At 44.7% G+C, this 25,877-nt stretch carries 25 protein-coding genes; 7 read left to right on the top strand and 18 right to left on the bottom strand.

What is annotated here, in order from left to right:
* Window positions 1-37: 37 nt before the first annotated feature.
* The 13 genes from ACY3ZI_RS03405 to ACY3ZI_RS03345 all read right to left on the bottom strand — a co-directional run bounded on the left by ACY3ZI_RS03405 (window position 38) and on the right by ACY3ZI_RS03345 (window position 12,830).
* Window positions 38-397: a helix-turn-helix domain-containing protein gene (locus ACY3ZI_RS03405; RefSeq protein ID WP_154637990.1), complete on the bottom strand. Its 360-nt coding sequence runs from the start codon at window positions 395-397 to the stop codon at window positions 38-40.
* A 2-nt stretch (window positions 398-399) separates the two neighbouring features.
* Entirely contained in the window at window positions 400-705 is a 306-nt protein-coding gene (locus ACY3ZI_RS03400) for a type II toxin-antitoxin system HigB family toxin (protein WP_211886739.1), read from the bottom strand.
* A gap of 139 nt (window positions 706-844) precedes the next feature.
* Window positions 845-1,561, bottom strand: a complete 717-nt coding sequence (deoD, locus tag ACY3ZI_RS03395) for a purine-nucleoside phosphorylase (protein WP_006657106.1) — start codon at window positions 1,559-1,561, stop codon at window positions 845-847.
* An 83-nt stretch (window positions 1,562-1,644) separates the two neighbouring features.
* Window positions 1,645-2,868, bottom strand: a complete 1,224-nt coding sequence (gene deoB, locus ACY3ZI_RS03390; RefSeq protein WP_036950225.1) for a phosphopentomutase — start codon at window positions 2,866-2,868, stop codon at window positions 1,645-1,647.
* Window positions 2,869-2,948: 80 nt separating this feature from the next.
* A complete protein-coding gene (gene deoA, locus ACY3ZI_RS03385) occupies window positions 2,949-4,271 on the bottom strand; it encodes a thymidine phosphorylase (protein ID WP_036950222.1) in 1,323 nt (440 codons plus the stop codon).
* A 101-nt stretch (window positions 4,272-4,372) separates the two neighbouring features.
* The gene (gene deoC / locus ACY3ZI_RS03380) at window positions 4,373-5,152 is read right to left on the bottom strand and encodes a deoxyribose-phosphate aldolase (RefSeq protein ID WP_108479208.1); all 780 of its coding nucleotides are present in this window, start codon (window positions 5,150-5,152) and stop codon (window positions 4,373-4,375) included.
* A gap of 460 nt (window positions 5,153-5,612) precedes the next feature.
* On the bottom strand, window positions 5,613-6,908 hold the full coding sequence (locus ACY3ZI_RS03375; RefSeq protein WP_036950218.1) for a NupC/NupG family nucleoside CNT transporter: 1,296 nt from the start codon (window positions 6,906-6,908) through the stop codon (window positions 5,613-5,615).
* A gap of 295 nt (window positions 6,909-7,203) precedes the next feature.
* Complete coding sequence (locus ACY3ZI_RS03370) at window positions 7,204-7,989, bottom strand: TatD family hydrolase (RefSeq protein WP_487375978.1); 786 nt, start codon at window positions 7,987-7,989, stop codon at window positions 7,204-7,206.
* Window positions 7,982-9,058: a patatin-like phospholipase family protein gene (locus tag ACY3ZI_RS03365; protein WP_211886743.1), complete on the bottom strand. Its 1,077-nt coding sequence runs from the start codon at window positions 9,056-9,058 to the stop codon at window positions 7,982-7,984. The genes ACY3ZI_RS03370 and ACY3ZI_RS03365 overlap by 8 nt, the downstream gene beginning before the upstream one ends.
* Before the next feature lie 142 nt (window positions 9,059-9,200).
* Complete coding sequence (locus tag ACY3ZI_RS03360) at window positions 9,201-9,614, bottom strand: BON domain-containing protein (protein WP_036950212.1); 414 nt, start codon at window positions 9,612-9,614, stop codon at window positions 9,201-9,203.
* Between the two features lie 267 nt (window positions 9,615-9,881).
* Window positions 9,882-9,998, bottom strand: a complete 117-nt coding sequence (locus ACY3ZI_RS03355; protein ID WP_224061125.1) for a Hok/Gef family protein — start codon at window positions 9,996-9,998, stop codon at window positions 9,882-9,884.
* 338 nt (window positions 9,999-10,336) lie between these two features.
* On the bottom strand, window positions 10,337-11,926 hold the full coding sequence (gene prfC / locus ACY3ZI_RS03350; RefSeq protein ID WP_108479204.1) for a peptide chain release factor 3: 1,590 nt from the start codon (window positions 11,924-11,926) through the stop codon (window positions 10,337-10,339).
* Between the two features lie 256 nt (window positions 11,927-12,182).
* A complete protein-coding gene (locus tag ACY3ZI_RS03345) occupies window positions 12,183-12,830 on the bottom strand; it encodes a LexA family protein (protein ID WP_222784923.1) in 648 nt (215 codons plus the stop codon).
* Between the two features lie 117 nt (window positions 12,831-12,947).
* On the opposite strand from ACY3ZI_RS03345, the gene ACY3ZI_RS03340 reads away from it, so the two are divergent.
* The 7 genes from ACY3ZI_RS03340 to eexS are packed head-to-tail and all read left to right on the top strand — an operon-like array spanning window position 12,948 to window position 16,620.
* Window positions 12,948-13,199 (top strand): helix-turn-helix domain-containing protein, encoded by a 252-nt coding sequence (locus tag ACY3ZI_RS03340; RefSeq protein ID WP_000451746.1) that lies wholly within the window; start codon window positions 12,948-12,950, stop codon window positions 13,197-13,199.
* 55 nt (window positions 13,200-13,254) lie between these two features.
* The gene (locus tag ACY3ZI_RS03335; RefSeq protein WP_025515463.1) at window positions 13,255-14,124 is read left to right on the top strand and encodes a hypothetical protein; all 870 of its coding nucleotides are present in this window, start codon (window positions 13,255-13,257) and stop codon (window positions 14,122-14,124) included.
* On the top strand, window positions 14,111-14,773 hold the full coding sequence (locus ACY3ZI_RS03330) for a DUF6475 domain-containing protein (protein ID WP_004249403.1): 663 nt from the start codon (window positions 14,111-14,113) through the stop codon (window positions 14,771-14,773). The genes ACY3ZI_RS03335 and ACY3ZI_RS03330 overlap by 14 nt, the downstream gene beginning before the upstream one ends.
* Window positions 14,760-15,308, top strand: a complete 549-nt coding sequence (locus ACY3ZI_RS03325) for a lytic transglycosylase domain-containing protein (RefSeq protein ID WP_004249402.1) — start codon at window positions 14,760-14,762, stop codon at window positions 15,306-15,308. The genes ACY3ZI_RS03330 and ACY3ZI_RS03325 overlap by 14 nt, the downstream gene beginning before the upstream one ends.
* Window positions 15,305-15,604: a flagellar transcriptional regulator FlhD gene (locus ACY3ZI_RS03320; protein ID WP_000210563.1), complete on the top strand. Its 300-nt coding sequence runs from the start codon at window positions 15,305-15,307 to the stop codon at window positions 15,602-15,604. Before ACY3ZI_RS03325 ends, ACY3ZI_RS03320 begins: the two co-directional genes overlap by 4 nt.
* The gene (locus tag ACY3ZI_RS03315) at window positions 15,601-16,134 is read left to right on the top strand and encodes a FlhC family transcriptional regulator (RefSeq protein ID WP_024008816.1); all 534 of its coding nucleotides are present in this window, start codon (window positions 15,601-15,603) and stop codon (window positions 16,132-16,134) included. The genes ACY3ZI_RS03320 and ACY3ZI_RS03315 overlap by 4 nt, the downstream gene beginning before the upstream one ends.
* Before the next feature lie 54 nt (window positions 16,135-16,188).
* Window positions 16,189-16,620, top strand: coding sequence for an entry exclusion protein EexS (gene eexS, locus ACY3ZI_RS03310; protein ID WP_032194320.1), 432 nt, complete (start codon window positions 16,189-16,191; stop codon window positions 16,618-16,620).
* A 32-nt stretch (window positions 16,621-16,652) separates the two neighbouring features.
* Here eexS and ACY3ZI_RS03305 read toward each other — a convergent pair whose 3' ends face one another.
* From ACY3ZI_RS03305 to ACY3ZI_RS03285, 5 genes are all read right to left on the bottom strand, one after another.
* A complete protein-coding gene (locus ACY3ZI_RS03305; protein WP_487375977.1) occupies window positions 16,653-20,222 on the bottom strand; it encodes a conjugal transfer protein TraG N-terminal domain-containing protein in 3,570 nt (1,189 codons plus the stop codon).
* A 3-nt stretch (window positions 20,223-20,225) separates the two neighbouring features.
* Complete coding sequence (locus ACY3ZI_RS03300; protein WP_004249395.1) at window positions 20,226-21,614, bottom strand: conjugal transfer protein TraH; 1,389 nt, start codon at window positions 21,612-21,614, stop codon at window positions 20,226-20,228.
* A 2-nt stretch (window positions 21,615-21,616) separates the two neighbouring features.
* Complete coding sequence (locus ACY3ZI_RS03295; RefSeq protein WP_004249394.1) at window positions 21,617-22,561, bottom strand: thioredoxin family protein; 945 nt, start codon at window positions 22,559-22,561, stop codon at window positions 21,617-21,619.
* Window positions 22,562-22,801: 240 nt separating this feature from the next.
* The gene (locus ACY3ZI_RS03290; protein WP_004249393.1) at window positions 22,802-24,229 is read right to left on the bottom strand and encodes a 5-methylcytosine restriction system specificity protein McrC; all 1,428 of its coding nucleotides are present in this window, start codon (window positions 24,227-24,229) and stop codon (window positions 22,802-22,804) included.
* A gap of 3 nt (window positions 24,230-24,232) precedes the next feature.
* Window positions 24,233-25,876, bottom strand: a complete 1,644-nt coding sequence (locus ACY3ZI_RS03285) for an McrB family protein (protein WP_004249392.1) — start codon at window positions 25,874-25,876, stop codon at window positions 24,233-24,235.
* Between the last annotated feature and the right edge of the window lies 1 nt (window position 25,877).

The following is a 25,877-nucleotide window of genomic DNA, read 5'->3' as shown; positions in this document are numbered from 1 at the left end:
TTAAAAATGCCACTCGAAAGTGGCATTTTTAAGTCCATTAAACACCAACTAAGCTACGTAACGGGATCCCAAATTGGCAATGTAAACGCCGGATCATCGGTAGAGTTAACTTTCGCTTTCTATTTAAAATCTCGTAAACTCGATTAGACTTTCCAATCGCTGCTTCTAAATCTTTAACGGTTAAGCCTTGCTGCTCCATTCGGAATTTAATCGCTTCAATCGGATCAGGCGCTTCAATCGGATAATGTCTCTTTTCATACTCTTCAATCAATAGACACATCACTTCAAAATAGTCCCCTTCTGGGGTATTCAACTCTGGCTCGTTATCAAACATCGGAGAGACCGCTTTTAATGCCGCCTCATAGTCTTGTTCCGTTCTGATGGGTTTAATTTGCATAATCATGACAGTAACTCCATCGTTTCTGCGTCAATTTCATCATATTGTTCATGAGTTCCTATGAACTTCACAAATATCCATCCACGCTGATATGCAATCGCAACAATGAGTCGATAATAATTTCCCTTTATATTAAAAACCACACGCTTATTTTTTAAAATACTGGCGTTTCGGTACATTCCTTTTATATCAGCAGGTGTTTTCCATGCAGCTTTTACCGCTTCATCAACCCAAGCTTTCAGTGGCTGCTCCGTTTCAGGGTATTTAACCCAAAAATCTTTCAGAGTTTTAATGGATATGATTTTCATACCGCATTTATAGTCCCATTTCGGGAGCATGTCAAATTTAAGTCCTATTTTGGGACTATCAATAAATATTCTTCTTTCCCAAAAAAAATGCCACTCGAAAGTGGCATTTTTGTATTCAGATTAGAGCGTTAATCAACGATTATTTATCGCCTAGCAGAACTGAATCCAGTGCGATTTCAATCATTTCATTGAACGTTGTTTGACGCTCTTCTGAAGTTGTTTGCTCGCCAGTTTTGATGTGATCAGAAACGGTACAGATAGTCAGTGCGCGGGCACCAAATTCAGCAGCCACACCGTAGATACCTGCGGCTTCCATTTCCACGCCGAGGATGCCGTATTTTTCCATCACTTTAAACATGTCTGGATCTGGAGAATAGAACAGATCCGCAGAGAACAGGTTACCAACACGAACGTTTACGTTACGCGCTTTTGCCGCTTCAACCGCGTTATGCACTAAGTCATAATCTGCAATTGCCGCAAAATCATGGTCTTTGAAACGCTGACGGTTCACTTTAGAGTCTGTGCATGCGCCCATACCGATAACCACGTCACGCAGTTTCACGTCATCCATGACTGCGCCACATGAACCAACACGGATCAGCGTTTTAACGCCAAAATCAGTGATCAACTCTTTTGCATAGATGGAGCATGAAGGAATACCCATTCCATGACCCATAACGGAAATTTTACGACCTTTATAAGTCCCTGTGAAACCTAACATACCGCGTACGTTATTCACTTGGCGAACATCTTGAAGGAAAGTTTCTGCAATGTACTTCGCGCGCAGTGGGTCACCCGGCATCAGTACGACGTCTGCGAAATCACCCATTTCTGCATTAATATGTGGAGTAGCCATTCGTATTCCCTTTTAATCATTAAAATTGTGCACAATAAATAAGGCAGTTTCCTGCCTTATTTTCAAATCACCCTGTCGCAAGCTTAAAACATCGGCTTACCGTATTCCATTGGTGATAAATCAAAATAATTCGCGACTGTCTGGCCAATATCCGCGAACGTTTCACGGTGACCTAAAGAACCAGGTTTAACTTTTGGTCCGTAAACCAGCACAGGGATGTGTTCACGAGTGTGGTCTGTGCCTGGCCAAGTTGGGTCGCAGCCATGGTCAGCGGTTAAGATCAGAATGTCGTCTTCTTTAACCAGTTTCAGCATTTCAGGTAAGCGGCTATCGAATAACTCTAATGCTGCGGCATAACCAGCAACATCACGACGGTGACCGTATGCAGAGTCAAAATCTACAAAGTTAGTGAAAACGATGGTGTCATCACCCGCGATTTTCATCTCTTCTAAGGTTGCGTCAAACAGAGCATTAATACCTGTTGCTTTGATTTTTTTGGTGATACCAACGTGTGCATAGATATCGGCAATTTTACCGATAGATACCACTTCACCTTGTTTTTCTTCCACTAATTTTTGCAGAACGGTTGGCGCTGGTGGCTCTACCGCTAAGTCATGACGGTTACCCGTACGCTCAAAGTGACCCGCTTTGTCGCCAACAAATGGACGCGCAATGACACGACCGATGTTGTAACCACCTTTGGTTAACTCTTCACGGGCAATTTCACACAGCTCATACAATTTGTCTAAGCCGTAAGTCTCTTCATGGCACGCGATTTGGAATACAGAGTCCGCAGAGGTATAGAAAATTGGCTTGCCAGTTTTCATGTGCTCTTCACCCAGTTGGTCCAGAATGACCGTACCCGATGAGTGGCAGTTACCTAAGTAACCCGGTAAATTGGCTTTTTCTACCAGTGTATCCAGCAATTCTTGTGGGAAACTGTTTTCGTGTTTTTCGAAATAGCCCCAATCAAACAGAACAGGAACGCCTGCAATTTCCCAGTGACCAGACGGCGTGTCTTTACCTGAAGATAACTCGCTTGCATAACCATATGCACCGATAATTTCTGCATTTGGATCCAGACCCGCAGGGAATTTTCCGCTTGATTCTTCCCCTGCTTTTCCTAAACCTAATTTTGTTAAGTTCGGCAGGTGTAATGGACCTTTACGACCTTTGTCTGCTTCCCCGCGAGCACAAGCTTCTGCGATATGACCCAGAGTGTTCGAACCTTCGTCGCCGAATTTGTGGGCATCACCTGCAGCGCCGATCCCGAAGGAATCCAGTACCATGATAAATGTGCGTTTCATATTTATTCTCCTGCGATACAGCTTATCTGTTCATCGCGTCATCTAACCCGCACCCTTCTGTGAAAGATGCGGATATCGGTTTATTCACTAATTTGACGATAGACCATTGGTGTCGCTTCTGGGGCTTTATCCCCAATAATCATAGCAGCGCGAACTTCTTTCGCCGCCTCTTCCCAGGATTTTTCGCTATTGGCATGAATGATCGCAAGTGGAGTTTGGGTATCAACTTTGCTACCTAATGCTGCGATATCACTTAAACCAACGCTGTAATCGATAGAATCTGAAGCTTTACGACGACCACCACCTAACGTTACCACAGACATACCCAGTGCTCGTGTGTCCATTTGTGTGATAATGCCCGCTTGAGGCGCGTAAACGGCTTTACTGAGGACAGCTGTTGGCAGATATTTGCTGTAATTCTCAACAAAATCTTTTGGCCCTTTTTGTGCTGCGACCATACGCCCAAACACTTCAGCCGCTTTACCGTTATCCAGCACCGCTTGTAATTTCTGACGCGCATCGTCACGATCCGATGCCAATTTACCTGAAACAAGCATCTCCACACACAGCGCCATGGTGACTTCGAACAAACGTGGGTTACGGTATTCGCCCGTCAAGAATTGCACGGCTTCGCGGACTTCAACGGCATTACCGGCGCTAGATGCCAGTACCTCGTTCATGTCAGTTAATAATGCGGTGGTATTGCAGCCTGCTCCATTGGCGACTTGCACGATAGATTCAGCCAGTTGCTCTGATTTTTCGTAGGTTGGCATAAATGCACCAGAACCCACTTTAACGTCCATCACTAACGCATCTAACCCTTCGGCTAATTTTTTACCTAAGATAGACGCAGTGATAAGTGGAATAGAATCCACAGTCGCCGTGATATCGCGAGTCGCATAGAAACGCTTGTCAGCTGGGGCTAGAGAGTTAGTTTGACCAATAATCGCTACGCCCACATTTTTGATAATGTCGCGGAAACGTTCATCATCAGGGAAGATATCAAATCCAGGGATAGCTTCGAGCTTATCAAGGGTTCCACCGGTGTGACCTAAGCCGCGACCGGAAATCATCGGAACATAACCACCACATGCAGCGACCATTGGGCCTAACATTAATGAAGTCACGTCACCCACGCCACCGGTGGAGTGTTTATCCACGAGTGGGCCATTAAGATTCAGTGATTTCCAATTTAATACGGTACCTGAGTCACGCATCGCTAGCGTTAGCGCAACACGTTCTGGGGTTGTCATATCATTGAAATAGATGGTCATTGCTAGGGCTGCAATCTGACCTTCAGAAACCGTGTTATCACGCACACCATTAATGAAGAAGCGGATCTCTTCCTCGCTTAATGGTTTGCCATCACGTTTTTTACGAATAATTTCTTGAGCGAGAAACACAATAGGCTCCTTAATTCACATCGAATTCTTCGGCTAAATAGTCACGGCTGTTACCCAAGTGAGATTGGGCAACAGTCTGATGTCACTAATAATTACGATTATTAATAGCTACTAGAGGATTTTTTAACGTCAAATCCCAGCGTATTTAATAAATTCGCTAATAAGCTAGATGCGCCGAAACGGAAATGGCGAGCATCAGCCCAGTTATCGCCTAAGATTTTGCTTGCTAAGGCTAAATATTGTGCTGCTTCTTCAGCGGTACGAACGCCGCCAGCAGGTTTGAAACCAACACTTTTCGCAACGCCCATATCATGAATGACTTGCATCATGATTTCTGCGCTTTCTAAAGTGGCATTTACAGGCACTTTACCTGTAGATGTCTTAATAAAATCAGCACCTGCATTAATTGAAATTTCAGACGCTTTACGGATTAAAGCGGCATCTTTTAGTTCGCCAGTTTCAATGATCACTTTAAGTAATACATTTGCAGCCGCACAAGCATCTTTACATGCTTTCACTAAATCGAAACCGATTTTTTCATTACCAGCCATCAGTGCACGGTATGGGAATACAACGTCAACTTCATCCGCACCATAAGCAATGGCAGCTTTAGTTTCTGCTAAAGCAATCTCAATATCATCATTACCATGTGGGAAGTTGGTGACGGTTGCAATGCGGATATCTGGCGTTCCTTGCTCACGTAAAGTTTTACGTGCGATAGGAATAAAACGAGGATAAATACAGATAGCAGCGGTGTGACCTGCTGGGCTTTTTGCCTGGTGACATAAGGCGATCACTTTTGCGTCAGTGTCGTCGTCATTTAACGTGGTTAAATCCATCAGGGTCAGTGCGCGTTGCGCTGCTGCTTTTAAATCAGTCATATAACTCTCCAACGATGTTAATTCTTTCAGAACGATACGTTCTTTGTTGGCGAGCGGGCTTGTTCCATAAAGATGCTAGTTAGGTTTTCCAAACTCAGCAGCTGAGATCCATCTCACCGCACGATGCCCTAGAGCCAGTTGACTCTATGAACTATCAGTTCCGTGGCAACTTACTGTTACCTATTTGACCACGTAACTGGGGTATTTTATGCGCTACAAATCACATTTATCGACTGAACGTTACATTATTAAATATATATTCGTGAACGATATCACAATTCCACGGGTAATTGCTCACTCTTTGTCAGCCATTATACAGGCTGCAGCCTTCTCGTCTTAAATTGATTACGTTAAGAATAGTTGAAAAAGTAAGAGTTACGATAAAAACCAGAAAAAGAATATCGCAGAAGAAAATGACAGCGGAAAGACCAATCGCCTTTCCGCTACACAAACAGGGGGATTACATTGCGGTCATTGCAGCTAATGTTAAGAAGAAGCCAGCAATCGTTGCACTCATTAAGTTAGAGAGTGTACCCGCCATAACAGCTTTCATACCTAAACGAGCCACATCACTACGGCGATTTGGTGCCATTCCACCTAAGCCGCCCAGCAAAATTGCCACAGAAGATAAGTTCGCAAAACCACACAGCGCGAAGGAAATAATCGCTTTAGTGTGATCAGACAGAACTTGTTTGCCCGCCGCAATCACATCCGCATCTGCTTTCATATATTCGCCGAAGTTCATGAAAGCAACGAATTCGTTTACAACCACTTTTTGCCCGATGAAAGAACCGGCAATTGTCGCTTCGCTCCACGGCACACCAATCAGGTATGCGATTGGGGCAAATACCCAACCTAGTAATAATTCGAGGGATAATTGCGGATAGTCAAACCAGCCACCCACGCCACTTAAAATACCGTTAATTAATGCAATTAATGCGATGAACGCCAGTAACATTGCCCCCACGTTCAGAGCCAGTTGCATACCGGATGCTGCACCAGATGCGGCTGCATCGATGATGTTCGCTGGGCGATCTTCTTCTGCCACTAAATCTTTAGCATCCACATCATCTTTAGCAACTTCAGTTTCAGGAACCATTAACTTAGCAAACAGTAATCCACCCGGTGCCGCCATGAAGGATGCCGCAATCAGATATTCCATTGGAACACCCATTTGCGCATAACCCGCTAATACTGAACCCGCTACAGACGCTAAACCACCACACATGATGGCAAACAGCTCAGAGTTAGTCATGGTAGAAATATAGGGACGAACAACCAGAGGCGCTTCAGTTTGACCGACGAAAATATTCGCGGTTGCAGACAGTGATTCGGTTCTTGACGTTCCCAGTACCTTTTGCAGACCACCACCTAGAATTTTGATGACCAGTTGCATGATGCCGAGATAATACAGGACTGCAATCAGAGATGAGAAGAAGACGATGATCGGCAATACACGGAAAGCAAAAATAAAGCCGCCGCCGCCAAATAATTCAAACATTTTGTCGGAAACTAGACCACCAAAGATGAAACTCATCCCATCTTGACCGTAACCGATAACTTTAGAAACACCGTCGGACATGCCTTGTAAAACGCTACGTCCCGCAGGGGAGTAAAGAACGAATGCGCCGATAGCGACTTGGATTAAAAAAGCACCGCCGACTGTACGAAGTCTAATTGCGCGACGATTGCTGGAGAAGAGAACGGCTATCGCAATAAGCACCGCCATCCCAACAATACTCAAAATGAGTTGCATGGAAGTATCCCTGTTCACTTAATTCTAGGTTAATGTATAAAGAAACTCGCAAGATTCCACGAATCTTAGTTCGATGATTATAACCAGTCATCATTAATAACCCCCAACATTCATCACAAATCCAAAGTGCAATAAGTAACATAAATTCAAATATTGTGACGAAAATCACAATAGAAGATCAGTTTAGTCTGGAAAGGCACTAAAGCGATAGTCGAAGAGGTAAAAAGCTGAATGGATTTACTCGGATAAATACATAAAATACTTAAGGAATAATTATTAATTGACTAATTATAGTCTAAATTAGATTAAATAACGTCCGGCTATTGTTGTAAAGTTGTTGTGCTATTTCATCCGGAGATTCGTGGCGCAGCTCACACAAAGATTGAAATACCCACTGAATACGCTCAGGCCGATTAGGTTCACCTTGAAAACCGGATACAGGCATATCCGGTGCATCGGTTTCAAACACAAGACAACTTAGCGGGAGTTGAGCCATCACTTGGCGGGTTTTATTCGCTCGTTCATAAGTGATTGTCCCTCCAACACCAATGTAATACCCCAGTTTCACAAAACTTTCGGCTTGAGAAAGGCTGCCAGCAAAACCATGCACGACACCACGTGCGGGGACTTCATAGCGACGTAACATCGCCACCAACTGGTCATGGGTTTTTCGTGAATGCAGAATAACGGGTAAGTCAAACTGCTTAGCTAGCTTCAACTGGCGTTGAAGCAATATTTGCTGCCTTTCAAATTGAGGATCTTCCATATAGAGATCAAGCCCAATCTCTCCTACCGCCACGCACTTCTGGCTTTTACACATCAGAAAATCCGTCAGTTTTTCAAAATGGGATTCTTGAAACTGGCTTAAATATAGAGGGTGAAATCCCATTGCTGCGTGGAGTTGAGAATACTCATGCGCTAAATTCCAGATGCGCTGAAAGTTATCCTGACTAACTGCAGGAATAATAATATCCGTAATTCCACCTTGCTTCGCGGTTTCTAGGCTTTCTGTAATTGCCTCACTGAACGGCGGAAAATCAAAATGACAGTGGGTGTCAATAAATCGAATATTATCACTCATGAGCAGGATTGCCTTGCAGGGCGCTAGCACTTGCTGCCTCGGCCGTCTTTCCTGCCAATAAAGACTCTCGCTGATCCTCCATATGCATCAATTCTAATGAATTGGTGTTCTTAGAAAATCGACTGAAATCAGCATCATTACTCGCAAACTGTTGAGCTAATGCGGCAATAAAGTAACGCCCACAGCGTCGTCCGACATGGTAATCTTGGTTTAAGGCGCTAATTTTGCTGCCTAAAGCACTGCTTTTCAGTGGTGTCGGTGGGTATATTTCAAAAATCTGCACGCCATCGGGTGGATTTTCGATGAATTCCTGGGTTTTTCGGTAACTCTTCAAGTGAACTTTTAACATGGCCGCCATGCGTTGCAGCGCCGAATTGTCACCTTCAAGCCAGCGTGTCATGCGTTTTACCCACTCAGGTGTAAAGTACATTTGAGAAGGTACAGTACGGATCACAACTATCGTATCAGCCCCACGCCGATAAGCTTCTTCGACAGGGATCGCTGCGCTTATCCCTCCATCGTGGTATCGCACGCCGCTAAACTCTACGCCAGTTCGATAAAATCCTGGGATGGCGCTGGAAGCACGAATGATATCCAACCAAGAATCCGCATCAGGCTGTAAAAATGCAGCAGAAAAATCATCGCTACGACTGGCTCCCATATAGAATTCACGACCAGAATCTAACAATTCAAGCCCTGCATCCATATTAAGTGGAAACTCTTTCGCCGTCGTTTCAATTAACCAATCAAGGTCAATTAAGTTCCCGCCACGAATAAATCGCAGTGGGTTAAAGAAATTAAGATTTGTGGTATAGCGAGTAATAACTCGGCGGGCATATCCGGCTTGACCACAAATATAAGCGGATAAATTTTGGGCACCCGCAGACGTCCCTATCATCAAATCAAAAGGGTTAAAGTTTTCTATCAGAAATTCATCCAATACACCGGCCGTAAAAATACCACGCTGACCGCCACCTTCGCAGATAAGGGCAGTTTTTCTTCCGTTAATTTCATCAGAAAACGCGAGTGGCTCAATCGTGCCTAAAGTGACTGGAACATGCTTTCCCATAGTAACCCTTTCTCTATATTGACGTGTATTTAATCAATCCCATTATAAATATGATTAAATTAAATGATTCTCATTAAACCGCTTTTCTCAGGGAGAGCAAATAGTAAAATGAGCTTTCGGCTGAAAGCCCATTTAAAAGAAATTACTTGTTCGTCAGAACTAAACCATTCTGTACTGATTTTACCCCTTTCGCGGTCGATGCAATCTGTACAACTTGATTTATCTGCTCGCTAGATTTGAGAAAACCAGAGAGGTAAACCACACCCTGAACAGTTTTCACCGACACACTATTACTTGGGAGCCCACTGGTACCTAAGAGTTTGCTTTTAATATCCGCAGTAATGGACGAATCATCAATATAGGTATCGGTGCTTTTCACACCACTAGAGATGGCATTACCTGTATCTTTTCCTGCCATTTCAACAGTTTTAGCTGCGCTGTCCCAAGTTTCTGAAGCTTGTTTTTTCAAGGCGCTATCAGATGATGAGCTACAAGCAAAAAGTGCCCAGCTCAATCCAATGACACCTAAAGAACGTAAAACGGCGATCTTTTTCATTGGAACCTTCCTCTTGGTATGATTAATAAACTAACAATGTCATAGCCTAAGTAAAAAACAGGTAAAAATAAAGCCAAATAACTTATCTTCTAGAGTATGACTCAAGGTAATTTTCAGTTTTGAGAGAAATGCTCTTAATTGGATGATTTAAATAAGAAATTAAGAAATAATTGTCTAATACCTATCAATGAGAAAAACAGAAAAAGGGTGCCTGTACCACCTAACCCGCAATCAGAGAGAAATGTGGGGGATCGCTCCCCCACCAGACTACTCAACGCATAACAGAGTAGCTTGAACCATTGTGTTTCCACTCACAACGTTAACCGAACAAAGTCGGTCCCGCAGCAGCAGTGAAAGGCACAATACCGTGGCGCACACGGTCATTAGCCCGATAAGAGCAAACTTGGTCATTCCTCTTGACTCCTGTACAAAAAGGAGACAGAATCCAATTGTCTAGGTTGGAGACTGCCTCGAGTTACTGTTAATGAAACTCGGGGCTTTCGTCTTTTTGGCCTCACAACTTATTATTCACTTAAACCAATAGTTTGCTTGAACCAAAATGATCCAAGCACCCACCGCCATCATAGCAGCATGCTCATCGCGAAAAAATACTGATTCGATTAGTTATAGCATTGAAAATATTAATAATTAATAGAATAAATAACAAAAATGGCCAACTCGGTTGACCATTTAAATATAAACACATTAATTAGAGATAATGATTAGTGTTCGCGTGTTTTGCGGAATCTCACTTCAGGATAACGTTCGCTGGTTAAATTCAAATTAACCATTGTCGGTGCAATATACGATAAGTTATCACCACCATCTAAGGCTAAGTTTTGCTCATTTTTGCGCTTAAATTCTTCGAATTTCTTCACGTCATCGCATTCAACCCAGCGAGCAGTAGAAACGTTAACCGCTTCATAAATCGCTTCAACGTTATATTCGCTCTTCAAGCGAGAAACCACCACGTCGAACTGGAGCACCCCTACCGCGCCCACAATCAAGTCATTATTGATTAATGGACGGAAAACCTGCACAGCCCCCTCTTCGGATAACTGCACCAAACCTTTCAGTAGCTGCTTCTGCTTCAGCGGATCACGCAGACGAATACGACGGAATAATTCAGGTGCAAAGTTCGGGATCCCTGTAAATTTCAGCTCTTCACCTTGCGTGAAAGTATCCCCAATTTGGATAGTACCGTGGTTATGTAAACCAATAATATCCCCTGCATAAGCATTCTCAACTTGAGAACGGTCACCCGCCATAAAGGTCAGTGCATCAGAAATCACCACGTCTTTCTTAATGCGAACTTGGCGCAGTTTCATCCCTTTTTCATAGGTACCCGAGACGATACGCATAAACGCAACACGGTCACGGTGTTTTGGATCCATATTCGCCTGAATTTTGAATACAAACCCAGTGAATTTTTCTTCTGTGGCTTCAACTTCACGCACATCAGTTTTACGTGCCTGAGGTGCAGGTGCCCACTCAACGAGACCATCAAGCATATGATCCACACCGAAGTTACCTAAGGCGGTACCAAAAAATACAGGGGTCAGTTCGCCCGCTAAGAATGCATCGTGGTCAAATTCATGGGAAGCCCCTTGAACTAGCTCCAGCTCTTCACGAAGCTGAGAAGCTAACTCATCACCAACAGCCGCGTCTAATTCAGGGTTATTTAACCCTTTAACGATGCGAACTTCTTGAATTGTGTGACCTTGACCTGTTTGGTACAAAATGGTTTCGTCACGTAGTAAGTGGTAAACACCTTTGAATAATTTACCGCAGCCAATCGGCCATGTGATTGGGCAACAAGCAATTTTCAGCTCATTTTCCACTTCATCTAACAGCTCCATTGGGTCGCGAATATCACGGTCCAATTTGTTCATAAAGGTCAGAATTGGCGTATCGCGCAGACGAGTAACTTCCATCAGCTTACGAGTACGATCCTCAACCCCTTTACCGGAGTCGATGACCATTAAGCAGCAGTCAACGGCGGTTAATGTACGATAAGTATCTTCCGAGAAGTCTTCGTGTCCTGGGGTATCTAACAAGTTCACTAAACAATCATTATAAGGAAATTGCATCACAGAGGTGGTGATTGAGATACCACGCTGCTTTTCCATTTCCATCCAGTCTGATTTGGCATGCTGGTTAGAACCGCGACCTTTTACCGTTCCCGCACGTTGAATTGCGTGTCCGAAAAGTAATACTTTTTCAGTGATCGTGGTTTTACCTGCATCGGGGTGAGAGATGATAGCAAAGGTCCTTCGCTTATTGATTTCATTGAGAAAATCTTGGTTTGCCATGTATAAATTCTTTTAGTTTGTACACGGATTTGTACACACTTTTGGAAGTACTCTCTTTTCAGTTCTTCGCTTGTCAAATCCGTCGTGTTAATCGTAATTGGCCGCTATTTTCGCTGATCTTGACTTTATAAACAATCAATGGTTATCTAATCGGCTATCATTTACTCTCAGCGTGCGCCAATGCTCAGTTGTAGCTGTTTGCAATCGTTGCTTCTTCAGCTCATGAACAACTGTGGCTAAACCACAAATTCCTTCGCTACCAGAAATCGATGATAGCTTGTCGTACTACACCGATGATGGTGCAGTTGCCGTTGATCGGTATTGCAGGGTATTGCGGGTTCAAAGGTTTTAGGTACTTCTGTTCACCATCAATAACTAACTGCTTAAAGGTTGCTTCTTTCGAATCATCCAAACGCGCAACAACCAATGAACCTGAAGAATAAGGTAACTCAGGATCAACAACGATCACTGCCCCCTCAGGTATGGATTTTTTTCCGTTTGGATTTTCCATACTGTCGCCTTTTACGCGAAGTGCGAAACAACCCTCATGTGCTTTCCCAGTGACTTCACGCCACTCCTCAGCATCTTCATGGGCAAATCCCTCCGCTATTTCAGTCCAATCACCGGCCTGAACCCAGTTAATGAGAGGAATTCTTCCCTTAATGTCAGGCCCGACTTCTACATTACCGACCCCCAAGCCAATCTCGCCATCACCTGTGGCGAGCCAATGAGCATTCACGCGAAGCGCCTCCGCGATCTGCATGGTGTAACGAGACCTAGCCGATTTACCAGAGCAAATCTGGCTGATCGACTGCTGTTTGATACCAATGCGACGAGCCAACTCAGACTGAGTCACCCCAGTAAGCTGCAAGGCATGGTTTAGTCGTTCGGATAAAGTTTTCATAAGCCCGTATTCTACAAATAAAACTGTAGCCTTTCAACAATTTTAACTGTTGACTAATCTACAGTTTAAACTGTAACATTCAATCTTGTAACAGTTATTATTGTAACAGGAGACGGTATGGAAGTGTTCAACACGACACAAAAACATCTCCGCCGTGCCATTGACTTGGTCGGCGGGCAATCAGCATTAGCACGAGCCATCAACTCAAAACAGCAAAACGTCTGGTTTTGGTTGAATAAATCAGGGCGTGTTCCCGCTGAATTCGTTTTACCCATCGAACAAGCTACGCAAGGACAGGTAACCCGATCTCAGTTAAGACCGGACATCTATCCCGAATGCCCAAGCGAGCTGAAAGCCAGTAACCAGTAGGATTAAGGGCAAATAATGGTCAGCATTTTACGTAAACACAAAAGCGAGTTCCTCCATGCGTGACTATGGCAAGGTCTATACCCGCTTTTGGCTAAAGCAAAACGTTTTGTCCTGGAGTGACTCAGCGAAGTTGCTAGGACTGTATTTGCTTACATGCCCACATTGTAATTTGCTTGGCTGCTTTCGACTGCCGATTGGTTACGTTGCTTCTGACTTGAACTGGGATGAGCAACAGGTTGCCAAGGCTCTAAAGGAGTTAGAACAAGATCAGTTCCTCATTCGTTGCGAGGAATCCGGTTGGACTTTGATTCGGAGCTTTCTGAAGCACAACCCAATCGAAAACCCGAACCAAGGTAAAGCAGCCTTTCGGTTGCTTAAAGATGTACCTGCCGACTTCATTGGTATGGCATCGCTTTTGAAATCTCTTGCCGCTTTTCAAGCTCGGCTACCAGAAGAATTTTCATCATTGTTTATGCCTGATGGCAACCCGGTAAGGGACTCTCAACGGTCGGATGACTCTGAGAGAAGCAATAAACCAACAGTTAAAACTGTTGACCACATACAGTTTGAAGACTTCTGGGATGTACAAATACGCAAAGAAAAAAAAGCGAAAGCCAAAGAAGAATGGCTACGCATGGGCCTCAATGAAGACCATGAACTCGCCTTGGAAGTGCTAACACGCTGGAAAGAGCAACGAGACAACCGATTGCAGTATCAAGATCGGACTAAGACCCCTATGCCACATAACTGGCTTTTAAACCGCCAATGGGAAGACGAGTACGTTCGCATTGATGAAGTACAGCAATCATCGACGAGCCTAAAGGGCAGCAATCACCAGTTGAACATTGAAGAAAGCAATCGCCGCATTGCTGAAAGCTGGGCCGGACCAGGTATTCGGGAGGTTCGTTCAAGTGCAGGAGGTTGATAAACGCGAGTTTGCTGAAGTTTGGGGAGCTGCTTGGGCCATGTATGGCAAAAGCGTATCACCACAATTGCTATCCATCGCATTTGAAGCCCTTCGTGCTTATAGCATTGAAGAAGTGCGAATCGGTCTGACTCGGCATATTCAATCACCGGATACTGGGCAATTTTTTCCAAAGCCCGCTGACGTCATCAAGCATATCGATGGTAACTCGGGTTCAAGAGCCATGGTTGCTTGGAACAAAGTTGACAAGGCTGTTCGTCAGGTTGGCGCTTGGACATCCGTGATGTTTGACGATGCGCTTATTCACCGCGTTATTTCAGACATGGGGGGATGGGTTGAACTCTGCAAGGTAGATGACAGGGAATACCCCTTTAAACAAAAAGAGTTTTTAACACGCTACCAGGCTTACTTGTTGCGGGACGAAGTGGGTGAATACCCAAGGCTATTACAAGGTATTGCAGACCATCAGAACCAGCAAAAAGGATTTGATATGCAAGCGCCGGTTGCCGTGGGCGACTGGTCAAAAGCAGCACAAGTTTATACAAGAGGCATCACCGACTTTATCGCAGTGCCTTTGAAAAGAATAAGCCCGAAAGCCATTCAGGCGCTTCTCGGAAATCAATTAGAGGACAAAAATGAAAACGATTAAATCAAAAACCATTGCCCTAGTGATAGCCATGTCCGCAAGCACTTCAGTCTATGCGTTTCCGGGCTATCAGTGGGAAAAAGCAGCACAAAGCGTTGGTATTGATCCAGTCATGCTCTACGCCGTTGCCTTGGCTGAGTCGGCCTCACATCGTGGTCTCAACATGACCAGTCCATGGCCATACGCAATTCGCAATGGTTCAAACGCAACCTACGCCAAATCTAAGACAGAAGCAGAGAAACTGTTAAACCAAGCACTGCAAGAGACTGAAAAATATCAGCTCGATATTGGCCTTATGCAAATCAATTTGCATTGGCATGGGCATCGGGTGAGCTCAGCAGCGGAACTGCTAGACCCCATCACAAACCTTACGGTCGGCTCCAGTATTTTGGCCGAAGCAATCAAGTCTTCACCAAATGATTTAGAGCTTGGCATAGGCCGCTATCACAGTTGGAACGAAGAGCGTGCACGCTGGTATGGGCAAAGAGTGCTTTCTATCTATCGCAATATTTTACATGAACTGGAGGTCCGTCAATGACAACCAATCAACAAGACTTCTATCAATTAAATTTGGCGTACCTGCACGCAGCACGCGAATTAGCGCGCATTGATCCGCAAGAGGCTGTCTTGCGCTTTGGACTTACACGCGATGTGGTGGATGCACTGATTAATGCCGGTGTTGACGACCTGCAACGAGTGGCGACCTCATCATTCATGCTGTTTCAACCAAGGGGTAACCAAAGCCAACTGATTGAGATGGTGAAGAGCAAAGGCACAGGTATCCCAAGAATCGCTTATTTATTATCAACCCTAAACAACAAGGGGGATGCATGATTGATAACCTGTCCAAAAGTGAGCTGTTTACCCGAGCCTCACTGCTTATTAAATACGGATTTCGAACAACGATCATCGCGCTCGATACTGGTTTGCCAATCCACATTATCAGAAGGCTGCACAAAGAAGTGACTGGCAAGTCACCTTGTCCTGGTCAATTACCAGAATCTGATGCCATTGTTAAAAGCAGAAGAGCCCTAGTTGAAGGCTCCCTGCTGATGGCGCTTTATGTCAATATTGGTGGTGATAATGTCTACAAGCAATTAAATATTGATGCTTTGATGAAGGCTTACGATGCGTACTTGGTTGCAAGGGAAGAAGCAGATCTTCCATCTGAGATCCCCTGGAAAAAACTAACCATTAATGAAGGTTGGGTTCTAGCTCGTGATTTAAGATCACAGCTAGCATCCTTACACCGGTGTCGATGCGGCAGTCTGTATTTGACGGTATCTCAACAGCGCATTCAGCTTAAATGTCCTGTGTGCGAGATTATGGCCGAGCAAACCACTAGAGCACTTTTTGAGAACTAACATGCTGATGCATGATTTGATTGTGCACCGCCCGTGTACTTTGAGAGTACTAAGATGACAAACTTACTTAAATCTTTACCAGCACGCTGCTGGGTTATATCACTGGGGCTTTTTCTGGCGACTTTGGCTGCGGCTCATTTTTTTCCATCAGAAATATTAACGGCATCTGCCAAGTTCGCGGCTTTGCCATTTCTGTTCTGCACCATGTTTTTTTTCAGCTACCTGGGATTTAAAGCAACTGCTAGTCCTATCGGACTTATAACCATCACCACTATGCTTTTAGCAATCGCATATTGGCAAGCGAGTTGGACAATTGTTGGCTTGGGACTCTTTTTCTTAGCTATTTGCACTGGAATTAGATTCTTGATTAGCCAAGTTAAAGATTCGGGTAGAACTTTGAGCATTGAAGAAAAATGGTATTGGTATAAGCTCCATTCGTTTTTTGATGGCTTTTATCCAAGGTATCCCAAAAAGCCAAAAAAATAGCCAGCCAACCACAAGCTGGCTACCTTCTATTTTCAGTTCCTTCCTGATGCCTGGTTATAAGCCCTAATATCGATCAAGTTGTTCTGAGCATAATCTCCCGCAAGCGATGCATTTGAGATCACCGCTATCTGCTTATCCACAAATGCTTTATCTTCTTCGGACACACTGTCAGAAATGTAAGCGCCACTCTCATCCTTTTGACGATACTCATTTAGCATTTGCTCCCTTAGACCTAGCATTTCAGGCGACCAACTCGATGAGTCTTCAGAGTTGAATACGCGCCCCGCCAAACCTTCATTGAAAGCTTGAGCGAACACTTGACTTTGAATCGGGGTCAATCCCATTCTCTGCCCTTCGCTGTATGCTTCCTGTTTAAAATCATCGGCGTACTGTTCTAAAAACTCACCGTATCGATTGTTAACTGCCGCACCGAATGCCCCAGCCAACATGGCTTCAGACTTAGTGCCCCAGTTAACTTCGGAGGCATACTGCGAACTCGATCCACTGTATGCATCATTAAACGCCGTCAAAGGATTTTCCAAAGAGGTTCCGGCATCAACGGCTGCTTTTAACCCATCCCAGGTTGATTTGCTGGCCACCGTTGCATTGTGCAAGAAACCTCGTGAGCCAGGTTCTGCAAGGGCTTTCTCCTTGTAACTCTCATAGTCTTCGCCAAAATGATTCAAGGTATGCAGTGCTGCATCAGTATGCTTACCACTGAAATCACCAATAGCACTGGCGCTGTTGAAGAACATTTCAGCACCAGAGACTCCGCTATCATCAGCCATAATGCGAGATCGCCACTGAGAGCCAGCTTCACTGTTTAGTCCAGATTGATAGGTACTTGTGTCAGAAGCTACGGCCTGCTGGGCTTGTTGCTGATGCGCATTCAGCTGTCCATCTACACCAGAAAGATTGGTTTGGTAAGCGGATTGAGCCGAATTGAACTGCGTTTGAACTGTTGCAGCATCCCCATAGCCTCCCAGAACACCGGATTCAACTTGGCTTTGAGTGCCACCAAAAGTAGGTGCAGTTGATGACAAGCTTTCATTAGAGCGTGGCTGAATAGATCGTAAATCGGCTCCGGTAGCCATGGCCATAACAGTCATTGCTGCTTGATAGTCATTGTCTCGTTCAGCGGGCGTCGAGGAGTTGCTATAGGTTAAAGACTCCATAGCTGCGGCCACATACGCCTGATTATCATCAGGTAGCAAGCGCTGATACATTGGAAGGTTTTCACGTAATCGGTTACCTGCTTCAACATGCTGGTTCATATAGCGACCTAAATAATCCATGACTTCAGGATTATCCGCTGCTAATCGAGTTAACGTCGCACCATCCGTGTTCCTTTGTCCTGATAGACTGTAGCTGGCCTGATCAAGCTCACTAAAGCGGTTTGATGCCGTGATAACGTCTTGTGCTGAACTCTGAAGTGACTGATAGTCTTGATTAGACAACGACATCTCAACGCCAGAGCGTCTTGAATCTGAAAGGTCCTTAACCATCGCATCGCGAAACTCAGCACGTCGTGAATCACTTGATGCCAAGCTTTGCATCTCCCCAGTGAGCGTATTTGCGGTCGTAGATCGAGAACTGCCCTCTGATGACTCAACTTGGCCACTAAAGTTACCACCTAAATCCAAGCCTGCTCGTACCCTTGATAGTTTTGGTACACGAGATGAGTCTGGCTTATCGACTCCTGGCAAGTTGCCCTGTGGAGAATCATTGCCGCCAGTACCAAGAAGCCTTCCAAGAAAGCCCTTATCAGCAACTTCTTTCTCACCGGGATTAGTAATAGTTCCATCGCCACCGACCCTTAGGCCTCCCGATAGCACGCCCGATACCAAGCCACGTACAGCGTCTTTTTTATCGTCTCCGAAACCATACCGTGTTTGAAGATCATCAGTGACCTGATTAACAACGGCGCTAGATGCGGAATTAGAAGAACCGATTTGACGTCCAACTGAAGATAGATTGTCGTAACTTAGCTTTTCACCAAAAGTTCGACTCATGGTATTGCCAACCTGACGGCTAAAGGCTTGAGTTGCCTGAGTCATGGATTCTTTTGCAGAGCCGACCATTGACCCCACTGCGTTTCCGACAGAGAAACTGCTTAGTAGGTTTGACGCGCCGGTCATAGCAGAACCCGTAAGGGCTGAATTTTGGAACATTGACTGTGATTGCATTACCGGGGCATTTTTCGCGACATCTGGACTAGCCAGCTTTTCATCAATGGCATCACCGTTTTGAAGACGCCCAGCCAAGTGGGTAGCGGTTATTGCTGAGCCATAAACGAGCATGAGCGAAATAGCCGGAACACTCGACGCCAACATGCCACCAGTAGCTATCCAGGTTTGCAGCACTGAATCCATCTGCATCATCCCAGCAAAAGATGGCACTTCTGTACCTGCAAAGGCATCAAGAGCCGACATTTTCCCTGCAACGGTTAAATGAATATACAGGTTAATGATGGCCATGACAGGCATCCAAAGTTGAATCCAAAGCAGGATTAACAAGTACTTCCCGGCCATTCGCATCCCGATTTGGCCAAGGGCTATCACAAAGGCCATCAATGGGGTGATGGCGTAAATGAAACCCTCAAAAAACGTCATCATCGGACGAACGATACTTTGGAACAAGGTCTGCTCCGCCGCCCATTGCGTATTGCGCTGCTCAATCGCTTGGTTAACCATAACGGCTGCGGTGAAAGCTTGATCATCCATATACTTGCCCGTCACGCTTTGCTCATAAATAGGCAAAAGCACTGACGCGCTCATGTACTCTTGGGTGTTAACCGAAGCCAAACCAAGATTATTCAGTGCATTTCGGATCACGTCATCAGTGTCCGTTGCTGACGAAGTCCCCAATGAGGCCGACAGAACCTGTTTAAGCCTTGGAATGAAGGTTGATTCTGTCATGAGTTTCAGTTGGCTGTAAGCGTCGGTGCAGTCCAGATCGCTACTGCTACCACTGAGCATGATTCGAGTGCCATAAATGCGCGAATCAAACCTAATCGCAGTCATCGGGTTAGGATCACTCAGCACCTGATCTAGATTCTTTTGGCCAATGTCGATACCAATCAAGGTGCACTCTTTGATGTAGTTAAACCACGATTGCTCGATGTCCGAACCGGCGACACGATTTGCATCACCCAAACCAGAGCGATCCATCACCTGTTTTCTCACTTTAATCAGTGACTGTAAACTGGATGCAAAGCCGTATTCCGTCATGGCGGGAGTTGAGAACGCCGTTTCAAACAATCGCGTGATTTGAAAGCCAACAGTCGAAATCGTACTACCTGCGGCAGCAACACCGATGGGCACATTATCAACCACTCGAACTTGTCCCGTGTACGCATCCTCAATGCTCACTCGGGTACTGGGTCCAAACATGGTTGCAAAGACTAGCCATGAGACTAAAACGTGTTGAAAGTTAATCCCACGACCGCCTTGCATTAAGGCCTGAACAGAGACCATCAATACCCCAATGAGCAAGCCAATGCGAACCATTGAAGTAAAGTCGCCTGTACCAGTTATCATCGCGACAGCGTTCAGGACCTGCTCTAAAAATGCCGAATCCCCGATGGAATAGATCTCCCACATGACCTATTCCCCCAGTGCCGTAGATTTAACGGTGTAATAACGCTGTTTGCGAATGGTCTGAATCACCTGGTTAAAATGTGCCAGCAACTCTTGCTCTGAGCCGTATCTTCGCTGCAACGCAGCGTACTCCTCATTGATTTGGCGACGTGCACGTTCAAGGTCTTCCGTTAATAACTTCGCATAGGCATGATCTTCCACACCGGAGGTACTTCTAGCTGCATTGAGCATGTCTTCAACCAATGCTCGGGCCATCTCAACAGCAATAAATGGCGCAGCTCTTGAAGCAAACGACCTAGCAGCCCCTTCATTTAATGCAGAAAGTGTTCGAATCATGCCGCCAATGCTTGCAGGAGCCGAGGTCATAAAAGCCTTTTCGGTGGTGCTAGCTGCCCCAGTATTTCGAGCAAACTTAAAAATAATGCCGTTACTAGAACCTGTACCAAGAAGTAAATTTTCGACCTGAGTTGATAACCCGGCTAGGGTCACGTTAGTGATTGTCGGATTTAGACAGCCGTCTTGTGTCACTGTGTCACATCGGTACATAGCGACGTTACCGCCATGAATTAGATGCTCAATAGTCACTTTATTGCCATTCAGTCTGGTCAGTTTTGGGGCTTTACCTTGACCATCAGCCGCATTAGCTAGATCACCAACGATGATCGAGCCCGTCACGGACATAACCGCTTCAAGAAAACGGTCATCCCCAGATGCAAACCAGCTTGATGCCGAGTGACGTTTCAGTGCTCGCCAAACCAAGTTGCCTTTAATCGTTTTGTTCACATCAGATGCCGCGACACTCGAAGCGTTCTCATATGGGTTCTTACCATTGGACTCACTCCAACTGGTAAAAACGTCTCCAGCCCCTTTAAGTGAGCTCAACATGCTGGCTTCTGTTTGCCCCTTTTTACCAAAAGCGGCCAGGGTATCGTTCACGACTCCCTGAGCCATTTGACAGGAATTGCCAAAATACTCGTTCAACTGCTGGATTTTCTTTTGCAGTGTCTCCATGTGCTGGGAGCATTTCTCACACATAGCACTGAGCGCCAATTGGAATGCGTACCCCTTGGCGTTTGCAGCAACAGAGCGAAGTAATTGAACAAACTGATCCGCGTTAACAAATGACAAACTTCCCGCGAACATATCAATGCCACCACAACCGGCTTGGAATGACGGAGGCACCATAGAGACGAGGTTCTCGTTCATGATTCTGTTACGGACAACAACGCTTCCACCAGATATAACGCCACGCCGCTGACTCTCGAATACACCTGGCGCAGTGGTGTTGGTCATTGAACCAAACAACTGGTTCATCTCCTGTTGCAAGCTTGCTTGGCTCATAGATGAAAAACCAATCGCACAGGCGATTAGCGATACTCGGATTACTTTTTTCATCGTTATAACCCTCCTTGTGCACGCAGATAGCGAACAAGGAACTCAGGGTCCTGTAATATCTTTTCGTTAAGCTCTTGGGCTGACATCGCGAGTGACACGCCGGGTTGAACAGGTCTGGTGGCATAGTAAGTTTGATCGTCAATCCAACCGGCTTGATGGGCTGCGAGAATAATTCGATTATTGAGCTCATCAAGGCTCATTGCACCCTGACCAATGGGAGTGATGACATTAGGTGGATCAACTAAGAACACGGCAGGGACAGTCGTAACGGACAATGATTGAGCTTGTCCTGAATCGACTTTGAAATTGGGAAACTCTCCACCCGGTAAAGGCAAGCCATCGACAGCAATAGCAAATACCTCGAAACCGTAGTTTAAAGCCATTGATTCGATGATAGGCGCTTGAGCGTGGCAATAAGGGCAATCCGAACGATAGAAGAAGAACAAGCCAGCCCGTTTTGCTACCTCACCTAAAGCAACATCCCGTTGAGCGCCAGCTTCTCGATCCATCCGATTGGCAGCATAGGTCGCCAAGGGTCTGCGACTGATTTCATCCAAAACTGGATCGCCCATGACCACCTGCTGACTAACATCAGCAAACTGTGAGCCCTTATCCATCATGACGCGCTGGAGGTACAGATAGGCTCTGACGTTCTCATTCGTAGGCTCATCAATTGCCTTGTCCATGAACGACTGCATGTGCTCACGAAACCAGGCAGCACTGAAGGGCTTCAGCTCGCTCTGAATCGACTCTGCCGCACCAGATTCCGGCTTAATAAGCTCTTCAGCCTCCGCTGGCTCAGGAATGACCTGATACCAAAACCAGCCTTCCTGGCCACGCTGATAGAATTGCCCATCACTAGCATGGGCGGGCAAGATGAATAGAAAGAAAATAATGATTGGGATGGTCACCCATAGGATGAACCAAGGTAACAAAGGGGTTCTCATTGTCAGCTCCAGAAAATTTCACAGAGCTAACATGCTAAAGATCCTCGCCAGTGCCATTGGCCAGATAGATGAAGGAATTGTGTGTGTTTCTGACTATAGGGAACTGTCAACCCAACTCAGCTGACTTGTCACTATCTCGATAATGCCTATGATATAAAACTGATACCCAACTCAATAAACAATCTCGACTTCAAAAAAATGACATTTCGTTGAACAATGGCCTTTCTCCACAAAAAAACGTCACCGATTAAAAACCTTAGAATAAAGGGCATTAATAAAAATGCTGCACTGCTCTTTCATTTTCCTATTAAAATCAATATACGTATCTTCAGGGATTTTTAGAAAAAGCACATGGAACGGTATCTCTTGTCCTTGCTGGTGAATAATATCTGAAATCACACCCTGTGTTTTTTCAAGGTTAAGTGAAGCCCATCGTTCTTCTGATATAGGGTAAATAAATCCACATCCCTTGATTGCGGCAACATTTCCATACTGCCCTATGTAAGTATGTAGCTGAAAAAGATCTTCACGCTTCACCCCAAATTGTGAATCAAATGCTTTATACTTCACATCAAATACGAATAAACTCTCATCGATTTCTATAACAAGATCAGGTTCAAGTTTTCTCATATAACCACTGAGAGCACCAGATGCTATTTGCTGACGTTGCTCGAACTTACCTAGCAGGCGTAGCCCATCTCGCTTAATGAGCTTACGAATGAAATATTCAAACAACATCGAAATATCGAAAAAGAAAGCACTCGAATCCTGCTGCGAATCAAAATCAGAGCCCTTCCGGTCAATGACTTGCTTAGATAAGTCAATGAGCACGTTATAATCATTGTAGAAAGGGTTGGTGAAATGAGAAGTCCTCAAAATTTCTTGCTGTGACCTTTTAATCCCCTGATTGGCAGTCAGAAATGCACTATAGATATTTCGTGTTTGGTGACAAAATGAGTAATGTGCGACTGCTTCATAAGCTTTTATAAAAAGTGAAGTTGCAGGGCTGTCGTAGCTGTGCTCTCGGTACGAGCATAAATATTTTCCAGATGACTTATTCTGGAAATAATCTGTAGCATTTATAGTTCCCCTTACGCGGGAAATACGATCATTTCTTGTAATATAAGTCTTTGGCAAGCCCAGGCGGTATGCTCTCTTAAACTTAATGTTCCATAGATATGCTAAAAGCCACTCGTAACCGTCTGCGTGACTTTCTCCTCCAATGTTTTCTAATTCGAGAAATCCATCGGCATCTGCAATGATGTATTGAAGGAAAGCATCACCAAAACGTGAGCTGATCTTCAGAGAGTAATCTCCTCGCTTAACAAATCCGATTAGATTGCCCGTGTCGAGATTAAAATTTCTTGCATCCGTACCAGAGACACCGATGAAACCGCCATCTGTATTGTGTTCGTAATCTTCATCATTGAAGAGTATTAAAGCATCGGAAATATTATCATTCAGCGTTTTTTCGACATCACGAGATACCGAATTCAAAAAGTGCCAAATTGCAGACTCGTCGTTATGAGGATAGGTCCATTGTCCTTTTGATTTGGCACTAAGGGTTATCGACTTTCCTAAACGTCTATTTGTCAAAATGCCTTCGCTGACAAAATAGGACTGGTTATCGACCAGTGTGCCGTTCTTAATGATATCGAAAAGCCACACAGTTTAAACCCCAAATGCCTTTCCGAAGGAGCTAATCAGTTCAGTCTCCTTACCTGTTCCACGAAGATACTCCTGTAATAACGGACGAATACAATCATCCCATACACGCTCTCGTACCTCCGAAACTGTAAGGCTGGTTGCATACTTCAAGTCCATCAAATAGGCATGACCAATTTGGTAATCATTACCAAGCAAAGGTTCTTTAGCTATCAATTCATTCAAGCGTTCAAGGTTATCCACCAAGGGCAGCCAAGCTTTGCAAAATTGGTTCAAATGGTATTTCAATAGCGCCATATCAGGCACCACTTCTTCCCAACGGAATCTTCGACGCAAAGCGAAGTCAAAACTTTCGACACTTCTGTCTATCGTGTTCATCGTTCCAATAAGATAGATGTTTGTTGGGATGAAGAACAAATACCCTTGTGCGTCCTTAAGCATACCAGTATGTTCATTGTTCAGATTGGAATATTGGGTTTTAACGCAACCTCTAGTGCCTCGGTATTCCAGACAGTACATTAACTCACCAAAAACGCGAGACAACTCAGCTCGGTTTACCTCATCAATTATAAAGAAAAATGGTGGTACTGCTTCCGATACAAGCTTGGATATATCTGATATTTCGAAAATATCCTGCCAATGCTCGCCTGATAACTTTTCTCTAAACGGGAGAAGTTCCTTGATAGTAAGAGACTCCCACTTCTGAGTAAGTCCAAGCCCATACACATCGATTTCCCACTTACCAGCGCTTCGGCAAAACTCTTTAAAAACACCATTTTGCAACGTTAATTGAGAGTTCCCATCACTGTCCAAAACAGGACGTAGCCCTTCCATAAAGTCTTCATAACTGAAAGAAGGATGAAATTGAACCAACTCAATCTGACTTGCATGTGTGAGACGGCTGTAGGGAGCAAATTCCTCTTTCCAGATGTCAAACAAGAGCGAAGTTTGCAGGCGAGCTTGATAAGTTTTCCCTGTCCCCGGCGCACCGTATTTAACAATCTGCTTCTTTAAACTGAATGGGTTTGACAAATTCTCGTAAAGCACCCAAACAAACTGACTAAGATAAAACTCATCAGTTTTACCTTCCCGAAGCTCATTATCAAACTCGCTTTTGATGCTCTTTAATAGAAAAATGTTTTTAGCAAACCAACTTTGATTTTCTTCTGCTGGGTATGCTGGAATTATTCCTTCGCGTATAAGCCAACTAAAAACCTGATTAAATTTACCGGAATCAACCGTTGTGGAGACTTCGAGCGTACAAGCTGCTGCCACTCGATTAACGAGAACAGGGTTGTTGGATTTACCTTGGTTAGACCACGAATCAGAAAAAATCGTGAAGTTTTCACTGTTTGGAATCAATATAAATTTTTCTAATGCGGATATGAAATTCTTGTTTTTAATGAATGACTGGAAGTTGTCATTGCTCAACACTGACTGTCCGCGAGAAGCGATACCGTTGCTCTTCTCATAGAGTAACTGCTTCAGAAAGGCTTCATCATTTTGAGACAAGCCTTCTCCAGATGTGATTCGCTCACGGATTTGAGCGACCTGACTGTAAAAGTCACGATAGGCTTTGTGCCATCCATTGACTTCATGCTTCCTGTTCTCAATAAGATATTTATATAGGTTTTTCAGTCTACTTTTCATT

The sequence above is a fragment of the Providencia sp. LY12 genome (assembly GCF_057621555.1).
The sequence above is the reverse complement of the archived record's forward strand: the minus strand, read 5'-3'. Positions and strand labels throughout refer to the sequence as shown.

What these genes read in the sequence shown, in the direction of transcription:
- ACY3ZI_RS03405 (WP_154637990.1), bottom strand. Translation starts at nt 397, where the DNA reads ATGCAAATTAAACCCATCAGAACGGAACAAGACTATGAGGCGGCATTA.
- ACY3ZI_RS03400 (WP_211886739.1), bottom strand. Translation starts at nt 705, where the DNA reads ATGAAAATCATATCCATTAAAACTCTGAAAGATTTTTGGGTTAAATAC.
- deoD (WP_006657106.1), bottom strand. Translation starts at nt 1,561, where the DNA reads ATGGCTACTCCACATATTAATGCAGAAATGGGTGATTTCGCAGACGTC.
- deoB (WP_036950225.1), bottom strand. Translation starts at nt 2,868, where the DNA reads ATGAAACGCACATTTATCATGGTACTGGATTCCTTCGGGATCGGCGCT.
- deoC (WP_108479208.1), bottom strand. Translation starts at nt 5,152, where the DNA reads ATGACTGATTTAAAAGCAGCAGCGCAACGCGCACTGACCCTGATGGAT.
- ACY3ZI_RS03375 (WP_036950218.1), bottom strand. Translation starts at nt 6,908, where the DNA reads ATGCAACTCATTTTGAGTATTGTTGGGATGGCGGTGCTTATTGCGATA.
- ACY3ZI_RS03370 (WP_487375978.1), bottom strand. Translation starts at nt 7,989, where the DNA reads ATGAGTGATAATATTCGATTTATTGACACCCACTGTCATTTTGATTTT.
- ACY3ZI_RS03365 (WP_211886743.1), bottom strand. Translation starts at nt 9,058, where the DNA reads ATGGGAAAGCATGTTCCAGTCACTTTAGGCACGATTGAGCCACTCGCG.
- ACY3ZI_RS03360 (WP_036950212.1), bottom strand. Translation starts at nt 9,614, where the DNA reads ATGAAAAAGATCGCCGTTTTACGTTCTTTAGGTGTCATTGGATTGAGC.
- ACY3ZI_RS03355 (WP_224061125.1), bottom strand. Translation starts at nt 9,998, where the DNA reads ATGACCGTGTGCGCCACGGTATTGTGCCTTTCACTGCTGCTGCGGGAC.
- prfC (WP_108479204.1), bottom strand. Translation starts at nt 11,926, where the DNA reads ATGGCAAACCAAGATTTTCTCAATGAAATCAATAAGCGAAGGACCTTT.
- ACY3ZI_RS03345 (WP_222784923.1), bottom strand. Translation starts at nt 12,830, where the DNA reads ATGAAAACTTTATCCGAACGACTAAACCATGCCTTGCAGCTTACTGGG.
- ACY3ZI_RS03340 (WP_000451746.1), top strand. Translation starts at nt 12,948, where the DNA reads ATGGAAGTGTTCAACACGACACAAAAACATCTCCGCCGTGCCATTGAC.
- ACY3ZI_RS03335 (WP_025515463.1), top strand. Translation starts at nt 13,255, where the DNA reads ATGCGTGACTATGGCAAGGTCTATACCCGCTTTTGGCTAAAGCAAAAC.
- ACY3ZI_RS03325 (WP_004249402.1), top strand. Translation starts at nt 14,760, where the DNA reads ATGAAAACGATTAAATCAAAAACCATTGCCCTAGTGATAGCCATGTCC.
- ACY3ZI_RS03320 (WP_000210563.1), top strand. Translation starts at nt 15,305, where the DNA reads ATGACAACCAATCAACAAGACTTCTATCAATTAAATTTGGCGTACCTG.
- ACY3ZI_RS03315 (WP_024008816.1), top strand. Translation starts at nt 15,601, where the DNA reads ATGATTGATAACCTGTCCAAAAGTGAGCTGTTTACCCGAGCCTCACTG.
- eexS (WP_032194320.1), top strand. Translation starts at nt 16,189, where the DNA reads ATGACAAACTTACTTAAATCTTTACCAGCACGCTGCTGGGTTATATCA.
- ACY3ZI_RS03305 (WP_487375977.1), bottom strand. Translation starts at nt 20,222, where the DNA reads ATGTGGGAGATCTATTCCATCGGGGATTCGGCATTTTTAGAGCAGGTC.
- ACY3ZI_RS03300 (WP_004249395.1), bottom strand. Translation starts at nt 21,614, where the DNA reads ATGAAAAAAGTAATCCGAGTATCGCTAATCGCCTGTGCGATTGGTTTT.
- ACY3ZI_RS03295 (WP_004249394.1), bottom strand. Translation starts at nt 22,561, where the DNA reads ATGAGAACCCCTTTGTTACCTTGGTTCATCCTATGGGTGACCATCCCA.
- ACY3ZI_RS03285 (WP_004249392.1), bottom strand. Translation starts at nt 25,876, where the DNA reads ATGAAAAGTAGACTGAAAAACCTATATAAATATCTTATTGAGAACAGG.